This window comes from Heyndrickxia oleronia (genome assembly GCF_017809215.1).
Lineage (GTDB): Bacteria > Bacillota > Bacilli > Bacillales > Bacillaceae_C > Heyndrickxia > Heyndrickxia oleronia.
Genome location: NZ_CP065424.1, coordinates 2,580,817 through 2,603,030 on the forward strand (window position 1 = coordinate 2,580,817; position 22,214 = coordinate 2,603,030).

23 protein-coding genes are annotated in these 22,214 nt (G+C 33.8%); 10 read left to right on the forward strand and 13 right to left on the reverse strand.

The window, feature by feature from the left end:
• Positions 1 to 61: 61 nt before the first annotated feature.
• From I5818_RS12905 to I5818_RS12930, 6 genes are all read right to left on the reverse strand, one after another.
• Positions 62 to 415 carry a helix-turn-helix domain-containing protein gene (locus I5818_RS12905; RefSeq protein ID WP_058003727.1) on the reverse strand — a complete coding sequence of 118 codons (354 nt, stop codon included), beginning with the start codon at positions 413 to 415 and terminating at the stop codon, positions 62 to 64.
• Positions 416 to 522: 107 nt separating this feature from the next.
• A complete protein-coding gene (gene galE, locus I5818_RS12910; RefSeq protein ID WP_058003728.1) occupies positions 523 to 1,554 on the reverse strand; it encodes a UDP-glucose 4-epimerase GalE in 1,032 nt (343 codons plus the stop codon).
• 34 nt (positions 1,555 to 1,588) lie between these two features.
• Entirely contained in the window at positions 1,589 to 2,467 is an 879-nt protein-coding gene (galU, locus tag I5818_RS12915) for a UTP--glucose-1-phosphate uridylyltransferase GalU (RefSeq protein WP_058003729.1), read from the reverse strand.
• A 14-nt stretch (positions 2,468 to 2,481) separates the two neighbouring features.
• Positions 2,482 to 4,308, reverse strand: coding sequence for a polysaccharide biosynthesis protein (locus tag I5818_RS12920; RefSeq protein ID WP_078111291.1), 1,827 nt, complete (start codon positions 4,306 to 4,308; stop codon positions 2,482 to 2,484).
• Positions 4,309 to 4,866: 558 nt separating this feature from the next.
• Positions 4,867 to 6,366 (reverse strand): amidase, encoded by a 1,500-nt coding sequence (locus tag I5818_RS12925; protein ID WP_078111292.1) that lies wholly within the window; start codon positions 6,364 to 6,366, stop codon positions 4,867 to 4,869.
• Positions 6,367 to 6,535: 169 nt separating this feature from the next.
• On the reverse strand, positions 6,536 to 6,724 hold the full coding sequence (locus I5818_RS12930; protein ID WP_058003732.1) for a hypothetical protein: 189 nt from the start codon (positions 6,722 to 6,724) through the stop codon (positions 6,536 to 6,538).
• A gap of 370 nt (positions 6,725 to 7,094) precedes the next feature.
• Between I5818_RS12930 and I5818_RS12935 the strand changes: the two genes are divergently transcribed.
• Together I5818_RS12935 and I5818_RS12940 are read left to right on the forward strand one after the other, a co-directional pair.
• On the forward strand, positions 7,095 to 7,649 hold the full coding sequence (locus I5818_RS12935) for a DJ-1/PfpI family protein (RefSeq protein ID WP_078110546.1): 555 nt from the start codon (positions 7,095 to 7,097) through the stop codon (positions 7,647 to 7,649).
• A 239-nt stretch (positions 7,650 to 7,888) separates the two neighbouring features.
• Positions 7,889 to 8,404, forward strand: a complete 516-nt coding sequence (locus I5818_RS12940) for a GNAT family N-acetyltransferase (RefSeq protein WP_078111361.1) — start codon at positions 7,889 to 7,891, stop codon at positions 8,402 to 8,404.
• A gap of 29 nt (positions 8,405 to 8,433) precedes the next feature.
• Here I5818_RS12940 and I5818_RS12945 read toward each other — a convergent pair whose 3' ends face one another.
• Positions 8,434 to 9,633, reverse strand: a complete 1,200-nt coding sequence (locus I5818_RS12945; protein WP_058003735.1) for an MFS transporter — start codon at positions 9,631 to 9,633, stop codon at positions 8,434 to 8,436.
• 385 nt (positions 9,634 to 10,018) lie between these two features.
• Between I5818_RS12945 and I5818_RS12950 the strand changes: the two genes are divergently transcribed.
• Both I5818_RS12950 and I5818_RS12955 read left to right on the forward strand, forming a co-directional pair.
• Positions 10,019 to 11,140, forward strand: a complete 1,122-nt coding sequence (locus I5818_RS12950) for an NAD(P)/FAD-dependent oxidoreductase (RefSeq protein ID WP_071975893.1) — start codon at positions 10,019 to 10,021, stop codon at positions 11,138 to 11,140.
• A gap of 150 nt (positions 11,141 to 11,290) precedes the next feature.
• On the forward strand, positions 11,291 to 12,634 hold the full coding sequence (locus I5818_RS12955; protein WP_071975892.1) for a sodium-dependent transporter: 1,344 nt from the start codon (positions 11,291 to 11,293) through the stop codon (positions 12,632 to 12,634).
• A 57-nt stretch (positions 12,635 to 12,691) separates the two neighbouring features.
• On the opposite strand, the gene lepB is transcribed toward I5818_RS12955, so the two are convergent.
• On the reverse strand, positions 12,692 to 13,219 hold the full coding sequence (gene lepB / locus I5818_RS12960; protein WP_071976034.1) for a signal peptidase I: 528 nt from the start codon (positions 13,217 to 13,219) through the stop codon (positions 12,692 to 12,694).
• Between the two features lie 307 nt (positions 13,220 to 13,526).
• On the opposite strand from lepB, the gene I5818_RS12965 reads away from it, so the two are divergent.
• The 5 genes from I5818_RS12965 (at position 13,527) to desA (ending at position 16,466) form a co-directional block, all read left to right on the forward strand.
• A complete protein-coding gene (locus tag I5818_RS12965) occupies positions 13,527 to 13,745 on the forward strand; it encodes a hypothetical protein (RefSeq protein ID WP_071975891.1) in 219 nt (72 codons plus the stop codon).
• Between the two features lie 291 nt (positions 13,746 to 14,036).
• The gene (locus I5818_RS12970) at positions 14,037 to 14,366 is read left to right on the forward strand and encodes a PadR family transcriptional regulator (RefSeq protein WP_058003739.1); all 330 of its coding nucleotides are present in this window, start codon (positions 14,037 to 14,039) and stop codon (positions 14,364 to 14,366) included.
• Complete coding sequence (locus I5818_RS12975; RefSeq protein WP_058003740.1) at positions 14,363 to 14,761, forward strand: permease prefix domain 1-containing protein; 399 nt, start codon at positions 14,363 to 14,365, stop codon at positions 14,759 to 14,761. Before I5818_RS12970 ends, I5818_RS12975 begins: the two co-directional genes overlap by 4 nt.
• 13 nt (positions 14,762 to 14,774) lie before the next feature.
• Positions 14,775 to 15,404, forward strand: a complete 630-nt coding sequence (locus I5818_RS12980; protein WP_071975890.1) for a hypothetical protein — start codon at positions 14,775 to 14,777, stop codon at positions 15,402 to 15,404.
• Positions 15,405 to 15,449: 45 nt separating this feature from the next.
• On the forward strand, positions 15,450 to 16,466 hold the full coding sequence (gene desA, locus I5818_RS12985; RefSeq protein WP_071975889.1) for a Delta(5) desaturase DesA: 1,017 nt from the start codon (positions 15,450 to 15,452) through the stop codon (positions 16,464 to 16,466).
• A gap of 78 nt (positions 16,467 to 16,544) precedes the next feature.
• Here desA and ilvA read toward each other — a convergent pair whose 3' ends face one another.
• Positions 16,545 to 17,813, reverse strand: a complete 1,269-nt coding sequence (ilvA, locus tag I5818_RS12990) for a threonine ammonia-lyase IlvA (protein ID WP_058003743.1) — start codon at positions 17,811 to 17,813, stop codon at positions 16,545 to 16,547.
• Between the two features lie 304 nt (positions 17,814 to 18,117).
• Here ilvA and I5818_RS12995 point away from each other — a divergent pair, with 304 nt between their 5' ends.
• Positions 18,118 to 18,645 (forward strand): P-loop nucleotide/nucleoside kinase family protein, encoded by a 528-nt coding sequence (locus I5818_RS12995; RefSeq protein ID WP_078111252.1) that lies wholly within the window; start codon positions 18,118 to 18,120, stop codon positions 18,643 to 18,645.
• Between the two features lie 35 nt (positions 18,646 to 18,680).
• On the opposite strand, the gene cysK is transcribed toward I5818_RS12995, so the two are convergent.
• The 4 genes from cysK to rbsC form a co-directional block, all read right to left on the reverse strand.
• Positions 18,681 to 19,604 (reverse strand): cysteine synthase A, encoded by a 924-nt coding sequence (gene cysK, locus I5818_RS13000; protein ID WP_058003745.1) that lies wholly within the window; start codon positions 19,602 to 19,604, stop codon positions 18,681 to 18,683.
• Between the two features lie 93 nt (positions 19,605 to 19,697).
• A complete protein-coding gene (locus I5818_RS13005; protein WP_058003746.1) occupies positions 19,698 to 20,072 on the reverse strand; it encodes a nucleotide excision repair endonuclease in 375 nt (124 codons plus the stop codon).
• A gap of 254 nt (positions 20,073 to 20,326) precedes the next feature.
• Entirely contained in the window at positions 20,327 to 21,241 is a 915-nt protein-coding gene (gene rbsB / locus I5818_RS13010; RefSeq protein WP_058003747.1) for a ribose ABC transporter substrate-binding protein RbsB, read from the reverse strand.
• A 12-nt stretch (positions 21,242 to 21,253) separates the two neighbouring features.
• Positions 21,254 to 22,198, reverse strand: coding sequence for a ribose ABC transporter permease RbsC (gene rbsC / locus I5818_RS13015; protein WP_139358222.1), 945 nt, complete (start codon positions 22,196 to 22,198; stop codon positions 21,254 to 21,256).
• Between the last annotated feature and the right edge of the window lie 16 nt (positions 22,199 to 22,214).

Sequence of the window (22,214 nt, forward strand, 5' to 3'; positions counted from 1 at the left end):
TACAAAAGAACAATAATTGATTGATAATCTTTGTTAACTAACATGTATTTACTCCTGTCATTTATGGATTATTTTGTTTTGTATTTTGGTTCTTCCATTTTATAAATTCAATTAATGTGCCATATTGATCTAAATGCTCTTTCTTTAAGCCTAATTGCTTTAATTTAGTGACAAATTCCATCCATTCTTTTTCGATAAAATAATGTGTATCCTTATCTAATTCCGATTTCAATAAGGTAATAACATCTACATTTAAAACTTTTGCAAGCTTTTGGACAACCTCGATTGATGGATTCTTATTTATATTTCGTTCGATATTACTTAAATAGGATTTTGATATGTTGGCTAATTTTGAAAGCTCCGAAAGAGTGTACCCTCTTCTTTTTCTTAATTCCGCTATATTTTTTCCATTCATCAGTTTCCCTCTTTTATCATCTTTTCCTCGATATATAGGTACTTTCACTCTGAAAAATTCCTCACCGAATTTGCAAAAAAAAGTATATATGTTGGTCCGCAATTAGGCTAAACACTAAACTGGACTTTGCTAATATCCGCTTTCATTCTATAAACTTGCCATTTCCATGAATCCATACACATCTCTTCAATTCCCCTTGTAGGTTTCCATCCCAATTCTATTTGAGCCTTAATTGGATTAGCATAACAAATTCCCACGTCCCCAGGTCTTGGTTCAATAACTTCGTAAGGAACTTTAATACCTGTGACTTTTTCGAAGGTATTAATTATTTCTAATACGCTATATCCATTCCCTGTTCCAAGGTTATATGTACCTATACCTATAGATTTCATATTTTTTTTAAGTGCATTTACATGTCCTGAAGCTAAATCCATCACATGTATATAGTCTCTTATCGCAGTACCATCCATAGTTGGATAATTACTTCCAAAAATTTGCAATGTTTTTCTTACGCCAATCGCTACATTTGTGATATTCGGCATAAGATTGTTTGCTTCTCCTAAGGGATCCTCTCCTAATTTTCCGCTATCATGTGCCCCAATGGGATTAAAATATCTTAATGATGTAATACTCCACTGCTGATCAGCTTGATATAATTCTCCTAGCATTTGTTCAATAATCTGTTTTGTCCTCCCATAAGGACTTTGAACATTTAATATTGACTCTTCCGATATTGGAACCTCCTTAGGGATCCCGTATACAGATGCAGAGGAACTAAATACTAAATTTTTAACTTGGTATTTTTGCATAATTTCACATAATGTAATGGTACTCAATAAGTTATTTCTGTAATAAATAAGGGGCATATTAACTGATTCTGCTACAGATTTAAGTCCTGCAAAATGGATAACCGAATCAATGGAATTTTCTGTAAAAACCTGTTCAAGTTGCTGTTTATCTAACATATTAATTTTATAAAACTTGATTGTTTTTTCTGTTATTTTTTGTATTCGCTCTAATGTTTCTAATTTACTATTAATTAAATTATCAACTATTACAACTTCATAGCCAGCATTCAAAAGTTCAACACAAGTATGACTGCCAATATACCCCATTCCTCCTGTTACTAATATAGCCACGAGCTCACCTCCTCTTTGAAAAGAAATTATATTTTCATTTAATCAATTGTTTTGCAATAGTCCTTGATAGAAAATCTAATAATTCCTTTTTTAAATCATCTATTTGTAATGCCATTTCAATATTTGTTTTAATAAAGCCTAATTTTTCTCCAACATCATATCGAATTCCCTCAAACTCAAAACCAAGAATCTCTTCCCGCTGATTCAACTGATCCAATGCATCTGTAAGTTGAATTTCTCCCCCTGCCCCGGGTTTAAGACTACCTAAAATATCAAAGATTGTAGGTTTAAGTATATATCTTCCCATTATTGCTAAATTGGATGGTGATTCCTCTAACCTAGGTTTCTCTATTAAACGCTTAATACGGTATAACTGATTTTCTAAATTTATACCATCGATAATGCCATATCTTGTTACTTCCTTATATTCAATTTGTTTTATTCCAAGAATAGTACGTTCATATTCTTCATATTGCTCCATTAATTGTTTCAAGCATGGTTTGTTAGACCTGACAATATCATCACCGAGTAGAACGGCAAAAGGTTCATCACCGATGAATTTCCTCGCACACCAAATGGCATGCCCTAATCCCTTTGGTTCTTTTTGGCGTATGTAATGTATGTCGACCATATTTGAGGATTTTTGTACTTCCTCTAATATTTCAAGCTTGCCTTTTTCAAAAAGGATTTGTTCCAATTCAAATGAATGATCAAAATGATCTTCTATGGCACGTTTACCCTTTCCTGTTACGATAATAATGTCTTCAATCCCTGATTCGATTGCCTCCTCCACTATATATTGAATAGTAGGTTTATCGACGATAGGCAGCATTTCTTTTGGCATTGCCTTTGTTGCTGGAAGAAATCGTGTTCCTAACCCTGCAGCTGGAATAATCGCTTTTCTTATTTTCATGTTCCATGGCTCCTCTACCCAGAATATTGAATTAACGATTGTGTAACATGTTGATGATTAGCTAAATCTATAAGTCTTCTTTTCAATGTTTCTTTATCAAGAACAGTTAGATTAGAAATAATTTCTTCAATTTCATTGATGTATATTTCTTTTGTTTTCCCAATATAAATATTCGGATAGATTTGTTCTTCATGAATTTCATCAAAATCTAGTAATTCTTCAAATAATTTTTCTCCAGGTCGAATTCCACTATACTGAATTCCAATATCGTCTACTGTAAAACCAGAAAGTCTTATCAAGTTTTTTGCTAAATCAACAATTTTTACTGGTTCACCCATATCTAAAACAAAAATTTGTCCCCAATTTGCCAGTGCTCCTGCTTGTAAAACAAGTCTTGATGCTTCGGGGATCGTCATAAAATAGCGCGTCATTTCGGGATGAGTTACTGTCACAGGTCCACCTTTTTCAATTTGCTTTTTAAATAATGGAACCACACTTCCTCGACTTCCTAGCACATTTCCAAAACGAACGGCTACAAATTTAGTCTCACAATCTCTATTCATATGTTGAATGACCATTTCTGCTAATCTTTTCGTAGCTCCCATCACATTTGTAGGATTCACTGCTTTGTCACTTGATATCATGACAAATGTCTCAACTTTTGCCCATTTAGATGCATTAGCAGCATTCATCGTTCCGACAATATTATTTTTTACTGCTTCTTCTGGATTAGCTTCCATTAACGGCACATGCTTATGTGCTGCAGCGTGGTAAACAACATTTGGGCGATATGTATCCATGACACTGTACATTTTTTTTATATCCTGTATATCTGCAATAACTGGAATGATATCAATTATTGATTGTTTATATGTTTCTTTTAATTCCATTTCAATATTGTAAATACTATTTTCACCATGACCCAGTAATATCAGTTTTTTTGGATGGAAGGTGGCAATTTGTCGGCAAATTTCCGAGCCGATTGAACCCCCTGCCCCTGTTACTAAGATTACTTTATTGGTTATGTGCTCTGATATGCCTTCGATATCTAATTCTACCGTCTCTCTGCCGAGTAGATCCTCTACTTTTACATCTCGTAATTTACTAACTGAAATATTTCCCACTAATAAATCTTCTAATCTTGGTAATATTTGTGTCTTAGCATTTGTTTTGGCACATTCTTGGAAGATGGTATTTAATTCTTGTTTTTTTAAGGAGGGAATCGCAATGATGATATGATCTATATTTAATCGACTTACAATATTTGTAATATTACTTACAGAACCGATTACCGGGATTCCTAATATATCTAAATGATGTTTATTTCGATTGTCGTCAATAAAAGCAATCGGTAGCAGTTCAGAATCATTTCTTTTTAATAATTGGCGGACTACCATCGTACCGGCAGAACCAGCACCAATAACTAATGTTCTTTTTTTATTGACATCTTTTACAAGATATCGATCCCGATAGACTCTCCAGCAAAACCTTGAACCACCTATTAAAATCATATGTAATAAACACGTAACCACTAGAAGTCGATAAAAAATTTCACCAATAATCATTCCTTGGACAATTGCTGAAATAATAATGGATGCAGTAACCGTTTTTAATATAATGACTAATTCACCTATACTCGCATATTCCCATGACTTCTTATATAAATGAAAATGAAATGAAAAAAAATAATGACTGATTAATATGGCAACACAGCTTAATACAATTGGATAATTAATAACATTAAAACTTTCATAAACTAAAAAACAGCCGATAAAAATAGCTGTCAATACAATAATAGTGTCTATAAGAAGAAATAAGGAAATTCTTTGTTGATATGTCAAAAACCTCCCCCCCTTTTTATATAATATGAATAATTAGTTTAAAAATTGGGCATTTAACCCGCCCTCACAACACACTCTTGACGACTTGCGTCTAAGGTTTTTTTACAACCCACAGCATGATCGAGTGCCTCCTTTGATAGTGGCTAGGAGACATCACCAACAACTAAACATCTTCTTATAAAAGAACATACATATTCTCAATAAAGAACGTACATGCAAAAAAAATGCGATTGTCTCTTAATATTCTAATAGAACTTAAATCATCTATTTAATCATCATTTATTCTTTATAAAGAACATATATTGTTAAGAAATCAATATTTTAGAGATGTCATACAGAAACAATTTTTTTAATTGCATATATAATTTATCCAAAGCATTTTTTGTTTTATATACAATTACAACTATTTTCCTAGTTGATTAATTCACTTCATTATAGTTCTTTATAAAGAACATGTCAATATCCTTTTTTAATTAAAATAATCTAAAAAAGACTAAACCAACACGTTATCTATTGGTTTAGTCTCATGATTTTTCAAGTTATTAAACTGACTATTTCTTACGCATTAGCAAATAGTGGATTCCCCTTCATACCAATCCATAGATCAGAATCCTCAATTTCACCTGCAATTTTGAATAACCATTGCTCTTTTCCTTTTGGAGCCATAAATTGAACCCCAAGAGGAAGGCCATTTTTAGTTAGATGTACAGGTACAGAAATAGCGGGTTGACCTGTTAAGTTTGCTAATTGTGTAAATGGAGTATAGGTTAGGCTTGGTTCAAACATATCATAAACCAGTTTTAATTGTTCATTTTTCGTTAATTCACTAATCTTCATTAGCTCACTAATTTCTTTTTCATTTTGAGTTAACTCTCCAATCTTTGGTGCAGAATTAGCCGTTGCAGGTGTTAAATACAGGTCATAGTTTTTATGAAACTCGGCCATTTGAGCAGCAGCTAAATCCCATTCAGCGATGCTTTGTGTAAATTCAGCGGCAGTAACCGATTTTCCTGCAACAGTTAATACCCATGACACAATTTCCATATCATTTGCTGTTATCGCTCTTCCTAATGATTTTTCAATTGAATCAACCATTCCTGCCATTTCTCCATTATTCATAATATAATAGTTTTCCATTAAGCGAATTCCGTCAACATTATTAGACTTCTCTTCTACTTCATAACCTTGCTCTTCTAACCATTGGACAGTTTTATATATTGCCTGCTTTGCTTCCTCATCTACTGGCGTTCCCACAGGGGATTTAGTAGTAAAGGCAATACGGAATTTCTTATTTGCTTTCTTTTTTATTTCTTCATAGTAACTTCCATCGAACAATGGTATATGGAAGGCTGCCTCCGGTTGAATGGTCTGTAAAACATCTAATAAAGCCGCGCTATCTCGAACAGAACGTGATAATACAAAATCAATTGACGCACCTTGCCACTGACGACCTACACCTGGACCAACAGGCGTTCTGCCACGAGTTGGCTTTAGCCCAAATAGACCTGTAAAGGATGCTGGAATTCTAATGGAGCCACCACCATCGCTTGCCCCTGCGATTGGAACAATACCAGATGCAACACTGGCAGCTGATCCACCACTCGATCCTCCTGCAGAGTATTTAGTGTTCCATGGATTTCTTGTAGGACCATAAATTTCAGGCTCAGTTATATTTTTTAATCCAAACTCAGGTGTATTTGTATGACCTAAGAAAAGAAATCCGGCTTTACGCAAACGGTCCACAAAATTGGAATCTCTTCTAGAAATATTATCGGTAAAAAGCTTGGAGCCTGAAGTCAGTGGTTCCCCTTTGATAGCTTGAGAAATATCTTTTAATACTATGGGAACACCAGCAAAGGGTTGCTCTTCTATATGTAATTGGTCAATTTCCTCCATTACTTTCTCTTTTCGGGTACGAACTACTGCATTTAAATGAGGATTTACAGCTTCCATTTGTTCATACGCTGCTTCAACAAGTTCTTTAGGTGAAACTTCTTTCTTCTTAATCAAGTTTGCCAAAGAAACTCCATCATGTGTTAGATACACTTCTTTATCCATTTCTACACCCCATCAATATTAAGCTTATATTTTACTAATATTCAATTATACTGTAAGACATTAAGGTCATGAAACTTACTAAGTCCTGTATAACATAAAATACCCTATTAAAAAAGATGATCATCCAATAAATGAGACAATCATCTTTGAATACTTATTTTATTTTTACTTATAATGCTTTATCACGATCAATAACCTCTACAGATGAGATAAAGGTTGGGTTGATAATTAAATTCCCAAATTTCTGTATAACATTAGTCATCAGTCCCATTTGATTTGTAACTTTTTTCATAAAATCGTCGATATGTGTATCAACCAAATATTCCTTCCCATTGGCCATTGTTACTTTTACTGGCATACAATATCCCACCCTTATCATAAGAAATATTTATCTTAGTTTATGAGATCATGTAAAAAAAATGACTCATATAAGATTATCCATAATCATGGTTAACTGAAGCTTCTACTTATTATTATTTAAGTTACCTTATATAGTATTTACATTTAATACAACAGATTAAGTACCAGTCTCTCTCCCCTCACTACATTGGCGAAAGAAGAATTTTCAAGTAACGAATTAACTGATTATTTATATATTTATTATAAAAATACAACCATATTTCAGTCAAATATTTATAATAGTTATTTTCATTTTTTTAAAGGATTTCCATTTCATTTGTTGAACTGTATTTATAAACTATAATCTTATAAATTAGGGAGGCATTTTAATGGCAAAAAAAATATTAATCCTTGCCGGTGACGCTGTAGAAGCATTAGAAATCTACTATCCTTATTTTCGGTGTTTAGAAGAAGGTTTTGAGGTAACAATTGCCGCTCCATCTAAGAAAAAGTTGCATACTGTTGTGCACGATTTTATCGGTTGGGATACTTATACAGAAAAAGCTGGATATTTAATTGAAGCGGGTAGTGCTTTCGAGGAAGTTCAACCTGAATATTATGATGGTCTTATTATTCCTGGAGGGCGTGCACCTGAATATATTCGCTTAAATGATAACATTCCAAGAATTGTAAGTCATTTCTTTATAGAGAATAAGCCGATTGCTGCTGTTTGTCACGCAAGTCTTGTGTTAACAACTGTACGTGATCATATAAAAGGAAGGGAAATGACTGCTTATATCGCATGTAAACCTGAAGTAGAGGCAGTTGGTTCTAAATATATTTCAGAACCCCTTCATGTAGATGGAAATCTTGTTTCGGGACATGCATGGCCAGATTTACCAGGTTTAATGCGTGAGTTTATTAAGCAAGTAAATAAAAGTTGATTCTTTTTATTTTAATGGTTTTCGAATCGTTTTTTGCTTTTGAAAAAAGCCTAGCGATTGGCTTTTACCCTAATAAAGATTCAGCGGTTCTGAAGGAGTTTACAGCTCTTTTCTCAGTCAAAATTAGACAGCTAGCGATTTTCAGCTAATATTAATTAATTTTGAAACTTTAGCTAAAAACTGGAGTAACGTTTGAGAAAAGAGTCTTCTTCTTTGCGATTCACTTTGGAGGAAACAATATGGAGATCAGACATTTAAACGGAACTGACGCTATTATATATCGAACCCTTCGCTTACAAGCTTTACAAATGAGTCCGGAAGCTTTTGGTTCTAGTTACGAGGAAGAAAAAGATGCCCCACTCGAACAGTATATTTCAAAATTAGAATCAGACGTTGCATTTACTTTTGGTGCATTTGATAACCAAGAATTAATTGGAACCGTCACTTTTGTTAAAGAAACAAAACGAAAGCTGAAGCATCGAGGATCCATCTTTGCACTCTTTGTTAAACCAGACAAACGAAAACTCGGGGTAGCCAACGCATTGTTAAAGGAAGTAATAAATAAAGCAAATGAGTTAAAAGTGATCGAACAAATATACTTATCGGTTGTAGCATCAAATATTGAAGCCAAAAATCTTTATTCCAAATTTGGATTTCGCACTTTTGCCCTAGAAAAACATGCACTTAAAATGGAAAATCAATACTTCGATGAAGAACATATGGTATTATTTTTATCACAACAACAGGAAAGCTAAAAAATAGCTTTCCTTATCTTATTTTTACATTATTCTATTTCCGTATTTTTAGTTTCTATTCCTAAAAATAATACTGAGGCTGCACCAATCAAAATGGAAACACAAAAAATTGTAAATATAATCGTAATAGATATATTCTGAGCAATTAAATAGGGTACCAAGAGTGGTCCTAAAATACCACCAATGCGCCCAAAAGATGTAGCCATCCCTGTACCTGTCCCTCTTATACTTGTTGGATATTGTTCTGGTGTATACGCATATAATGCTCCCCATGCACCTAAATTAAAAAATGATAGAAGGATTCCGGAGAGAATCAGCATAAATAAAGTGTCGGCATTCCCAAATAAAAAGGCACTAACTGCTGTACCGATGAGATATACCACTAATACAAACTTTCTCCCTATCTTTTCAATAAACCATGCTGCAGTAAAGTAACCTGGTAATTGAGCAAGGGTCATAATTAATACATATTCGAAACTCTTAATCATACTAAACCCTTTCATTACCATAACACTTGGCAACCACAAAAACATTCCATAATAGGAAAACACTACACAAAACCAAAGAATCCATAGCATTAATGTTTTTCGTGTAAATTTCCTTGACCAGACACTAGCTACATTTTTTAACATTGAATTTTTTTGTTTAACCTTTGTAAAACGTTTTGAGTCTGGCAAATGTAGCCGAAGATAAAGGGCATAAAAAGCTGGAATGACACTAATTAAAAGGGCTATCTTCCAACCAAATTGTGGAATAATAAAATATGAGATAACAGCCGCGAGTAACCAACCAAATGCCCAAAAGCTTTCAAGTAAAACAACAATTCTACCACGCTTCTCAGTAGGTACGCTTTCTGACACAAGCGTTGAGGCAACAGGAAGTTCTCCTCCCAATCCCATTCCAATGAGGAACCTAAGAATTAAGAAAATAGATAGTGTATTTGTAAAAGCTGATGCACCACTACCTAAAGAAAATAATAAAAGAGTAATGATAAAGACGTGTTTTCTACCAATTCGATCAGATAATAGTCCAAAAACAAATGCGCCTACAGCCATTCCAATAGAATTTATACTTCCAATCCACCCCATTTCTTGAACGGATAAGTTCCACTCTTTTTGCAACGCCGCAATAATGAAGGAAAGCATACCTACATCCATCGCATCAAACATCCAACCTAAACCCGCAATACTAAGTAATTTTTTATTAGATATACTTCTACCTTTTGACATAACAAACCTCCACATTGATATACGATAAAAATACTTATCCATACCTTTACTCTCTAATAATTTTGCACTTTACAGGGTTTTTATTATTAGCTAATTTTAAAATCTTGCCCATGAAATAAATCTCCCTTTCAATGTTGAAAATTCTTAAGCAATAATTTAAAGATACCTTTGAGTATTCCTTTTAATTTAGAGAATCCTAATAAATATTAACATGTGTCTTTACACATGTCACTACACTTTTTTTATATTTTGATATAGTAGATAATTAAAGTTTTCCCGTAGTAAATTTTTATGCTAATATTTATAGTAGAGTTTTTTCCTTCCATCGAAAGCCATATAATTAAATATCTTTAATACATATAAAGTAGTTCAAGGAATGAAGACAATGAATCAAATAATTATTATTGGAGCTGGAATTCTAGGTGCTTCAACTGCCTATCAATTAGCAAAGTCTGGAGCAGAAGTAATCGTCATTGATCGAATGGATAAAGGGCAAGCTACCGATGCAGCTGCAGGGATTGTTTGTCCATGGCTTTCTCAGAGGCGTAATAAAGCTTGGTATGCACTTGCTAAAGGCGGGGCAAAGTTTTATCCAAACTTAATTTCTGATTTAGAAAAAGATGGTGAACAAAATACTGGTTATGCACGTGTTGGAGCAATCAGTATCCATTCCGATCAAAAAAAGCTCTACGAAATGAAAAAGCGAGCATTAAAAAGAAAAGAAGATGCACCAGAAATGGGAGAAATCACAGTTTTATCGGAAGAACAGACAAAAGCCTTATTTCCTCCTCTAGCAGATGGTTTTGGAGCTGTTCATGTCAGTGGAGCTGCACGAGTAGATGGTCGAGCACTTCGTTCCTCATTACTAAGAGGGGCAGCAAAGCATGGAGCAAATATAATAAATGGACATGCAGATTTAGTAATGGATGGCAATAAAGTTAAAGGTGTTATTGTGAATGATCAAATGATACATAGCCATTCTGTGATTGTAACAACAGGTGTTTGGGCAAAACAGCTTCTTGAACCAATTGGGTTACATTTTAAAGTGTCTTCTCAAAAAGCACAAATTATTCATTTACAATTAACTAACATGGAAACAAAAGATTGGCCTGTGGTTATGCCACCTACAGACCAGTATATTCTAAGCTTTGATGATCATCGAATTGTAATCGGAGCAACCCATGAAAATAATGTTGGTTTCGATTATCGAGTAACTGCAGGAGGTATTCACGAGGTTCTAAATAAGGCACTACAGATTGCCCCGGGATTAGTAGATAGTACTATACTCGAAACGCGTGTTGGATTCCGACCATTTACACCAGACTTCCTTCCTGTATTTGGTCCTCTACCAGAGCATCAAGGAATCTTGCTCGCGAATGGACTTGGAGCATCAGGTTTAACGATGGGTCCCTTTATTGGGGCTGAATTAGCAAAGCTTGCCCTTGGATTAGAGTCAGATTTGGACCTAAGCCTTTATGATGTTGCAGGTGCAATTGAAAGTTTTTAGTTACTTGTTTAAAAATCCCCTTTTCTAGTCTTTGTTGTAGAAAGGTCGTAAATCAAAAAAAGATTTACGACTTTTCTCTTTAATACGTCAAAAAATTCAGAATAATGGTATGATAAATATATCTATTTTATTAATATAAAGGAGAGTTCTATGAATCAAAAAAAAGATCAATGGTCATCGAAAATTGGTTTTATTTTATCTTCTGCAGGAGCTGCGATCGGTTTAGGAGCCATTTGGAAGTTTCCCTACGTCACCGGTATGAGTGGTGGAGGTGCATTCTTTCTTATTTTTGTTATTTTTACCATATTAATTGGGCTTCCATTGTTAATATCAGAATTTATTATAGGACGTGGTTCCGGAAAAGAAGCAATTAGCGCCTATAAAGCCCTTGCACCAAATAGCCTTTGGGCCTGGGTAGGTAAACTAGGTGTTCTTGGTTGTTTTCTATTATTATCTTTTTATAGTGTAGTTGGTGGTTGGATTATCATTTATAGTGGATTATCCATCGTAGGAATGGTGATAAAAGAAGGTACTAATTACCCGGAGTTGTTCGGACAAATTACAAGCGACCCTTTAATTACGATTGGTGGTTTAGCACTCTTTATTCTTATTAATATTATTGTCATTTCATTCGGGATTCAAAATGGAATCGAAAAGGCAAATAAATATATGATGCCGATCCTTTTTATCTTTTTTATCATTCTTGTCATTCGTTCCATTACCTTAGATGGAGCATTGGAAGGCATTCAGTTTTTCTTATATCCTGATTTTTCAAAGATTACAGCTGAATCCATTCTATATGCATTAGGGCAGTCTTTTTTTTCATTAGCAGTTGGATTTTCTTGTATGGTAACCTACAGTTCATATTTAAAAAAGGATGTTAGTATTCCAGCATCTGCTTTTTCAGTAGTTTGGATGAATATATTTGTTTCACTGCTTGCGGGTCTAGCAATATTCCCAGTAGTTTTTGCGTTTGGATTAGAACCTGCTGGAGGTCCAGGATTATTATTTAATGTACTTCCGACTGTCTTTTCACAAATACCATTTGGGGAAGTATTCCTTTGTTTGTTTTTAATTTTATTTTTATTTGCAACTTTAACTTCATCATTTAGTTTATTAGAAATAATTGTTGCTGCCTTTACTTCTAAGGGAAACAGATCAAGAAAAAAAACTTCATTGATTTCAGGAGCTATTGTTTTCCTCGCGGGGATTCCAGCAGCACTTTCTTTTGGCCCTTTGCAAAAATTCCATATTTTAGGTAACAATATATTTGACGCGACTGATTACTTAGTCAGTAATCTAATGCTTCCAATTGGTAGCTTTCTTATAGCATTATTCATCAGTTATCGAATGGACCAATCATTAGTAAAGTCTGAATTTATGTTAAGTAACTCCTTGTCCTCTTCTTGGTATCTTTCATGGAGAATCTTAATGAAATGGGTTATTCCGATCGTTATCGTCCTTGTATTTCTTAGTTTAGTTGGGGTTTTTTAATAAAAATTGAAAAAAAGGTGATGAATCTAAAAAATAAGATTCATCACCTTTTTTCATTTATTTCGGAAACCCTATCTTTTGAATAGGGAAAAATCTAAGCTTTACTTCACCGATTATAGAATCTTTATGAATAAATCCAAATTTTCGACTATCATTACTATGTCTACGATTATCCCCCATAACAAACAAATAGTTCTTCGGCACATCTACTTGAAAATCCTCAGTCAATGTTTCTGTTAAAGAGATATTTTTTTTATTTTCTTGTAAATATGGTTCTTTGTATAATTCACCATTTATTAACAACTGATCATTTTTCATTTCCACATGGTCTCCAGGTAAACCTATAACCCTTTTAATAAAATCTTCATTTGAAATTGGAGAATGAAAAACAACCATATCTGAACGGTCAATGCGAGTTAATTTTGATACGATAAGTTTATTATTTTCTTCAAATGTTGGCATCATTGATACCCCTTGAACAGTAATTGGGGCAAAGATAAATTTCCTACAAATAAAGGCAACAACGACTGCAAATATAATGGTTTTGGTCCAAGAAAGAATTTCTTTTTTTATACTTTTTTTCATCTCCATACTCCCACCTTGTATTTTATAACCCTATTATACCATATTATGTATATTTATTTCTTTTAACCCTTAAAAATAATCTTAATATTTAATAAATGATTCTCCCTTTAATTAAAGGAAACTATTCGATCTTTGGCGAATATATAAATATAAGAAATGTGAAAACGCTTTGTTCATCGGACCCAAGTGAATAAGCCATTATCTTTTATCATAAAGCTAAAAAAAGAATACCTATAAATAGAAACTGGGGATGGACGGAGCAGAACCACTTGATATTTTCATATCTTATAAAAGGGGGATGATGAAAATGAGTAGTAAAGTTTTAGAAATTCAATGTACCAATCCTAATTGTAAAAGATGGTTCAAATCACCTTTTACTCATGGAAATTTAGACGGTTTTAATGTAAACGCTTTCAAAGGGTTAAAGGCTCAATGTCCAACCTGTGGGAAGATGGTAGCTGGAACAAAGAAAAATGTAAGGGTTCGACTGTTCGATGACCATAGCCAATTTAATAAAATTTCATAAAAATGACAGGACAGTCTCTAATTATCATTATTTAGGGACTGTCTTTTTTTATTTTGATTGAACGATATTCAAATGGGAATAGATATGTATCTATTTAAATAAAATTATAGATTTTTCAATACCTCCCTCACCTCCCCCAAAAAGCCACCATATACATACCCGTCAAAAATAAGTTCAAATTATTTTGTATGAAAAAATGATGTTCTGATGAAATTTTACTTTGACAGATAGAGTAATTTGAGTTAGTATTACTCTATCAGATAGAATAATCATTAAACTGGAAGGTGAATTATGATTAGAAGTGACATCATTCGTGGACATTTGGACTCCATCATTCTTTGTTTAATTCTAGAAAAAGATCAGTACGGATATGAAATATCTAAACAAATAAGTCTACGTACAGAAAATCGATTTCAAATAAAAGAAGCAACTCTTTACGCTGTTTTTCAACGTCTAGAAAAAAAGGATCTAATTGAATCTTATACAGGTAGCATTACCCATGGCGGAAAACGAAAATATTACCGGATTACTCCACTTGGGAAAGCTTATCTTAAAGAAATGATTAAAGAATGGAAGGAAACAAAGGAAATCGTTGATTTATTTTTGGAGGGATTACAGTGAAATCAGTAAAAGAGCATGTTGATGAATTATTCAAAAGAATTCCAGAAAGTCAAGAAAAAGAGCAAATTAAACAAGAAATAATAGAAAATCTTGAGGAAAAAGTATATGACTTAATTGCCCAAGGTAAAGAGGAAGAAGATGCCATTAATAAAACAATCATAGAATTTGGGGATATAGATGAAATTGAAAAAGAATTAGGAATAGCTCAACCTACTAAGAAGAATATGACCAAATTAGACTTAGGCTTTTCTATATGGGGTAGCGTTCTTATCATTGCCTTGTTTATATTTATTAATTTATATTATACACCAAAAACTATTTGGTTTGTTTATCCTACATTTGCTGTATTATGGTGGCCGTTAAGTATGTTCTATAGATGGTTACGTCGAAAATAAAGGAGAAATGAACATGCAGAAACAGGATATAATTTTCGCTTGGTTAGGGAGTATCCTTTGTATCTTATTCTTCTTAGTGGTTAACTACTTAACTAATCCAGATTATTTATGGTTTATCTATCCAACCTTTTTTCTTTTACTCTGGCCATTTAGTATGTACTCTATTAAACATAAAAGCCTTAAATTACACTCACTTTTTACAAGTGTAATTCTAATTTTATTTTTCATAACAATTAATTATGTGCATAGCCCGTTTCACCCATGGTTTTTATATGCCAGTTATCCGATACTTTGGTGGCCAACCCTAATGTTTATGGAAAAAGGTCGGAAAACAGTTTTTCTTGCAATAATAGGAAGCCTAATGACAATTGTCTATTATTCTTTTCTAAACGCAACCATATCACCACAGTATCCGTGGGCAATCTATCCTAGCTTTGTTGTTTTATGGTGGCCATTAGCACTATTTTACGCAAAAAAGAAGGAATATTACAAATTTTCGATCGCAGCTAGCTTACTAATCATTCTTTTTTTCATTGCTGTAAATACAGTATCTTCCCCTAATACTATTTGGGCGGTTTACCCTATTTTTATCATTCTTTGGTGGCCGTTAAGTATGTATTACTTTCAGTATCGAAGAAATTAGTTTTGCTCGTAATATATTAAATTGATGAAAAAGGTGATGGTGAAAATGACAAACAAACTAAAGAACGAACTTCGTGAGTGGAAGGAAAAGTTAGCATCTTTTGAACGACCACGTATGTCTGCAAGTGTTAGCCAATTAATCAACTCAGTTGGACTTTTTGTTATATTTTGGGTATTGTCTTATTTAAGCCTAAATATTTCGTATTGGCTTACATTGTTATGCGCTATACCTGCAGCTGGATTTTTAGTTAGAACATTTATTATATTTCACGATTGTACGCATTATTCGTTTTTCAAAAATCGAAAAGCTAATGAAATTGTTGGGATCATAACAGGCTTACTTACATTTTGTTCGTATGAACAATGGAAGCATAGCCACTCCATCCATCATGCAACGAATGGACATTTAGATAAACGTGGTGATGGAGATGTTTGGACACTAACATTACAAGAATATGCAAATGCTCCCTTTCTAAAGCGTGTGTGGTACCGAATCTATAGAAACCCGTTTGTCATGTTCATTATTGGACCTTTGTATCTTTTTTTAATCTCCTATCGTTTTAATCGAAAAAATGCAACAAAAAAAGAGAAGAGACATGTCTGGATAACAAATGTGATATTACTTACTATTGTACTAATTCTCGGCATGACATTAGGTTGGAAAGCGTTCATATTAGTTGAACTCCCGATTTTTTTCATTGCCTCATTCGCAGGTGTATGGCTGTTTTATGTCCAGCATCAATTTGAAGATGGTTATTTTGAAAGTGGAGAAAATTGGAGTTATGTCGAGGCAGCATTAAAAGGTAGCTCTTACTATAAACTTCCAAAACTATTACAATGGTTCTCAGGGAATATTGGGTTTCACCATGTTCACCATCTTAATTCCAAGGTTCCAAACTACCATTTAGAAGAAGCTCATAAAAGTGATCCCCGACTCCAAGATGTACCTACTCTTACATTATGGACAAGTCTAAAGTCACTTACTTTTAAGTTGTGGGATGAGAAATCTAAAAAGTTTATTGGAAATAGAGAAATTCAGAAATTTATTCGTAACAATATTTAATTGACTAGAAGGCAATCAAATTTTCATGGGAATCCCCTAAAATTTGATTGCCTTTATTAGTATGTTACGTGGAGAACGCTAAATGAGTAAGTGAAATAGATTACTATCCTTATTTACTTCTGTATAAGGAAATCCCTTTTTCTTCATTCGATCAATTAGTAAATGATAATCTTCCTTTCTTTTTAGCTCAATCCCGACTAGTCCAGGACCACATTCTTTATTATTCTTTTTGGTGTATTCAAAGGTAGTAATATCATCATCAGGGCCAAGAACATTATCTAAAAATTCCCTAAGCGCACCTGCCCTTTGTGGAAAGTTAACAATGAAGTAATAAAGTAATCCTTCATGGATCAATGATTTCTCTTTAATTTCCTGCATTCTCCCTATATCATTATTTCCCCCACTAATGACACAAACGACTGATTTCCCTTTTAACTGTTCTTTATAATAATCTAGAGCAGCAATTGGCAATGCTCCGGCAGGTTCAGCAACTATAGCATGTTCATTATATAATTCTAATATTGTCGTACATACTTTACCTTCCGGAACTGGAATAATGTCATCTACAAATTGACTACAAATCTCATAAGTTTTTTGACCGACACATTTTACCGCAGCACCATCAACAAATTTATCAATATTTGACAGTGGATAAACACTCCCATTTTCAATAGATGCTTTCATACTTGCTGCCCCACTAGGCTCCACTCCAACTAGCTTGGTATGGGTAGAAACACTTTTTATGTAAGTACTTATTCCAGACATTAATCCACCACCACCGATGCTTGCGAAAACAAAATCTATAGGCTCTTCTACATCGTTCAAAATTTCAACAGCTACTGTTCCTTGACCTGCTATCAATTTTTCATCATCAAAAGGGTGGATAAATACTCTGCCTTCCTTTTCTGCACATTCATACGCACTTGCAGATGAATCATCAAATGTATCACCTATTAAAACTACTTCTATATGTTCACGACCAAACATTTTTACTTGATCTATTTTTTGTTTTGGAGTGGTTTGTGGCATAAAAATTTTTCCGTTTATTCCTAGGTCTCTGCAAGCATAAGCTACACCTTGAGCATGATTTCCTGCACTCGCACAAATAACTCCTCTTTCCCTTGCCTCAGCTTCAATTGTTTTAATTTTATAGTATGCTCCTCTAAGTTTAAATGAACGAACATGCTGTAAATCTTCTCGCTTTAGATATACATTACACTGATATTTTTCAGATAATCGTTCATTTTTTTGTAATGGTGTATGCGCTACAATATCTTTTAGTTGTTGATACGCAATAAGAATGTCTTCCACATGTACTGTTTTTGCTTTCACCATCTCTTGACTCATTATTTACCCTTCTTTCCACAGAATTTTCCTATAATTTGTACATTATATCATGTCAAATTTAGATTTTAAACATTAATTTTCTAAATATTCAGATGAAAGCGTTGCCATTTAAAAATTTCTTTAAAGAATGTATAAAAATCGGAAAACAGCAAGCAAGGCTTTTACAAAAACAACTTACTATAAGAAAATAGCCACGAAAAAAAGGGAAGAACATAAATATGTCGAATAAATGTATCTAATATGCTTTTTTTATAATAGTGATTGATTATCTTTAAAAATGATTAATCCAAAAGGTGTGATAGTAATGAATTTTTTTTTACAAATGGCAGGCTTCCCTGGTTCTGGTAAATCAACACTGTCGAGAAAAATAGCTCAAACAATTCAAGCAGTCATTATTGATCATGACATTGTCAAAACCGCTTTATTAGAATCGTTAGATGATCTTCCAATTGACCCTAGGAGAGCTGGGAGTGTGTCATATCATATTGAGTGGGCTTTAATTGAATTTCATCTTTCTCAAGGTCATAGTGTCATCTTCGATAGTCCATGCTTCTATTCTGAAATGGTGGAAAAAGGAGTAGCTTTAGCAAATAAAAATGGTGCAAAATACAAATATATTGAATGTTATTTAAACGATGTTGAAGAAATTAAGCGAAGATTAAAGAGCCGTACCAGGATGGTGAGCCAAATTCAGACGGTGGATTCAGAGGAAGGTTTTTATCAAGCGATTAACCAAAGTAAAAAACCTGATACCAATCATTATCTCATCATCGATTCGAGCCAACCACTAGAAAATTACATCAATAAAGTTCTCGAGTACATTAAATATTAAAAGGGGCCATTTTTAAAAGCCCCCCCCTTAAATATTTATTCCGCATATAATTCTGAAGATAAATATCTTTCTCCTGTATCAGGTGCGATACTTAATACTCTTGCATCTTTTGATAATTTTCCCGCGATCTCAATGGCAAAAAATGCCGATGCAGCTCCCGATGCCCCTAGTAAAATCCCTTCTTCCTTACCGAGTCTTCGAGCCATTTTGATTGCATCTTCATCTTTAATTAATAAGATATCATCATAAATTTGACGATTTAAAATACTCGGAATGAAACCAGGACCTGTCCCAGGTATTTTATGTGGTCCAGGTTGTCCACCCGATAAAACAGGTGATCCTGCTGGCTCAACTACAAATATTTTCAAGTGAGGAATCTTCTTTTTTAATTCCTCCCCAACACCGGTAATGGTACCTCCTGTTCCTGCAGTCAGTACAAGCACATCGAGTTTTCCTTCAAATGCTTCAACTATTTCAACAGCTGTTGTTCCCCTATGTGCATCAGCATTTGCCGGATTATCAAATTGCATAGGAATAAAACTTCCTTCAATGTTACTTGCAAGTTCATTTGCTTTTTCGATTGCACCTGTCATCCTCCTTGAAGCAGGAGTCAAATACACCTTTGCTCCATATGCTTGTAATAATCGAACTCGTTCCATCGTTGCATTATCTGGCATTGTAATTATGCAACGATACCCTTTCGCTGCACATACCATTGCTAAACCAATACCAGTATTACCAGAAGTAGGTTCAATAATGACGGTGTGATCTGGGTGGATCCTCCCTTCTTTTTCTGCTTGCTCAATCATATTGGCTGCCGCGCGATCCTTTACACTGCCCCCAGGGTTAAAAGATTCTAATTTAATAAAAACGGATGCCCCATTTGCATGAACTACACGATTTAACCTTACAATTGGTGTATTTCCAATTAAATCGATAATTGATGAAGAATACCCCATTACCACTACCTCCACTATTATTGGATTAACCTATATGTTTGCATTATAACAAAAAATAAAAGGAACATTGAAAATACAATGTCCCTCAATTGTTTACTTGTAAAATACCTTTTCAATATTATATTTTGCCTTATATTTATTAATCATATATGTCTCATAAATCTCTCGTTCCATTGGATCTTCAACATATATTACAGCGATTTTTTGAACTTCTTCACGATGTTTTTTTATTGGAGATACATTATCCTCAAAATGTTTCGTCACTCTTTGACGTAATTTTCTTGCCTTACCAACAAACAAGAGCTCATCATTTTTATTATAGAAGAGTATTAAACCTCCTTTTTCTCGTGAAATCTTTCTGAAATCCGTAAAACCGTACTCACTACTAATTTTATGATCTTTTACATCTTGAAGTGGTTTCTGCTTCACAATCACCACATCAGAAGTTGGTATATCAATTTTTATCATTTAAGTCACTTCCTGTTTTAAATTGAATCTCCATTATAGCATATACTGATGCTAGAGTTTAACTCCATTTCCTTCTCTTTTATAAAATGGCTGTTTTAAGTAGAGTTTATTACTTTTCTAAAAGCCTAACTCCTTGATTTTACACCTAAAAAAGGTTTCAGTGTGGTTTCTATGGAGTTTTCAACTCTTTTCTCGAGTGAAATATTTATTAAAAGACCATGCTGCAAAAAGAACAACATGGTCTGGTTTATTTTTTATTTGGTTACAAGTTTCAATGGTGCAGGAATATTTTTTTCTACTTTTTTTCCTTGTAAAACAGCTCCAGCTGCTTTTACTGCTAGTTTACCGATAAGTTCTGGTTGTTGAGCAACTGTTGCATTTAATTTTCCATCTTTAATGGATTTTAGTGCATCATCATTCCCATCAAAACCTACTACAATTATATTTTTCCCTGAACTATTTATGGCTTCTAAGGCACCTAATGCCATCTCATCATTATGAGCAAAAACAGCTTGTATATCAGGATTACCTTGGATGATGTTTTCCATCACGTTTAACCCTTCTGTTCTGTCAAAATGTGCTGATTGCTTTTCTACGACTTTCAATTTCTTATCTGCTATATTATGAAAGCCTTTTCCTCTTTCACGCGTAGCCGATGCCCCAGGAACACCTTCTAATTCAACTACTTTTGCATTTTCACCTAGCTGATCAATAATATAATTGGCTGCCATTTCGCCACCTTTAATATTATCAGATGCTACTAATGACTCTACTTTCCCCTTATCTGCAGAACGATCAAGCGTAATAACAGGAATACCGATATCATTGGCAGATTGCACAGCCGTTGAAATAGCTGCAGAATCTGTTGGATTAATTAATAGTGCATCCACACCTTGCTGTAACAAGTCCTGAACATCATTTACTTGTTTTGCAGAGTCATTCTGTGCATCTATAACTATCACTTGCATTCCTTTTGCCTTCGCTTCCTTTAAAACACCATCCTTTAATGAAACAAAGAAGGGATTGTTTAAAGTAGAAACCGATAATCCTATTTTAATATTTTTTAAATTGCTTTTTTTAGATGGTTTAGCCCATTCGGGTGGTTGCATCGAGCACGCCCCTAATAGAATCATTGATAAGGCCATCATTAATACAAAGATTTTTTTCATTACATACCCCTCCTATGCTGCTTTTTTGCGGTCAAGTAAAACGGCTATAAGAATAACAATTCCTTTAACGACCATTTGATAAAATGATGAAACACCAAGTAAATTTAACCCGTTATTCAATGTACCAATAATTAATGCCCCAATTAGGGTACCGAAGATCTTCCCACGACCTCCTGAAAGACTTGTCCCACCTAATACAACTGCTGCGATAGCATCAAGTTCATATGAAGTTCCCGCTGTTGGTTGTGCAGAGTCTAGACGAGAAATGAGGATCGCACCTGCCAACGCAGATAATAGCCCTGCTAGTGAGTAAATCATAATTTTTACACGAGGAACCTTAATTCCAGAGATAAGTGCTGCTTTTTCATTCCCACCAATGGCGTAAGTTTTACGACCAAATGGGGTTTTCTGTAAAATGATATATAATATAATAAATCCAATAATCATAGTAATTGCAGGAACTGGTATTCCTAAAAAGTAGCCACGACCAAATAATTGAAATAGTCGGCTATCACTTAAGCCTGTAATCGGATTTCCATCAGTATACACGAGCGTTAAACCACGAAATACTGTCATTGTTGCTAATGTAGCAATAAATGGAGCCATTTTTCCTTTTGTAATTAATAAACCGTTAACCATTCCCATTACTCCACCAAGTAAACAACCAATTATTATAGCTAAAATTGGATCTAATCCAGAAACCATCATCCCAGCCATTAATGCGCTTGATAATGCTAATATTGATCCAACCGATAAATCAATCCCTCCGGTTAAAATTACAAATGTCATACCGTATGCTATTAAAGCATTAATAGCAACTTGTCTTAATAGATTCAAAATATTTAAAGGTTGTAAAAAGCTTGGATTTAAAATAGATACGATTACTACTAAAATAATAAATCCAAGTAATGGTCCAAGTTTTTGCATAATATTATCTAAATGATTGGCTCTATTCATTGATTTCCCATCGCTA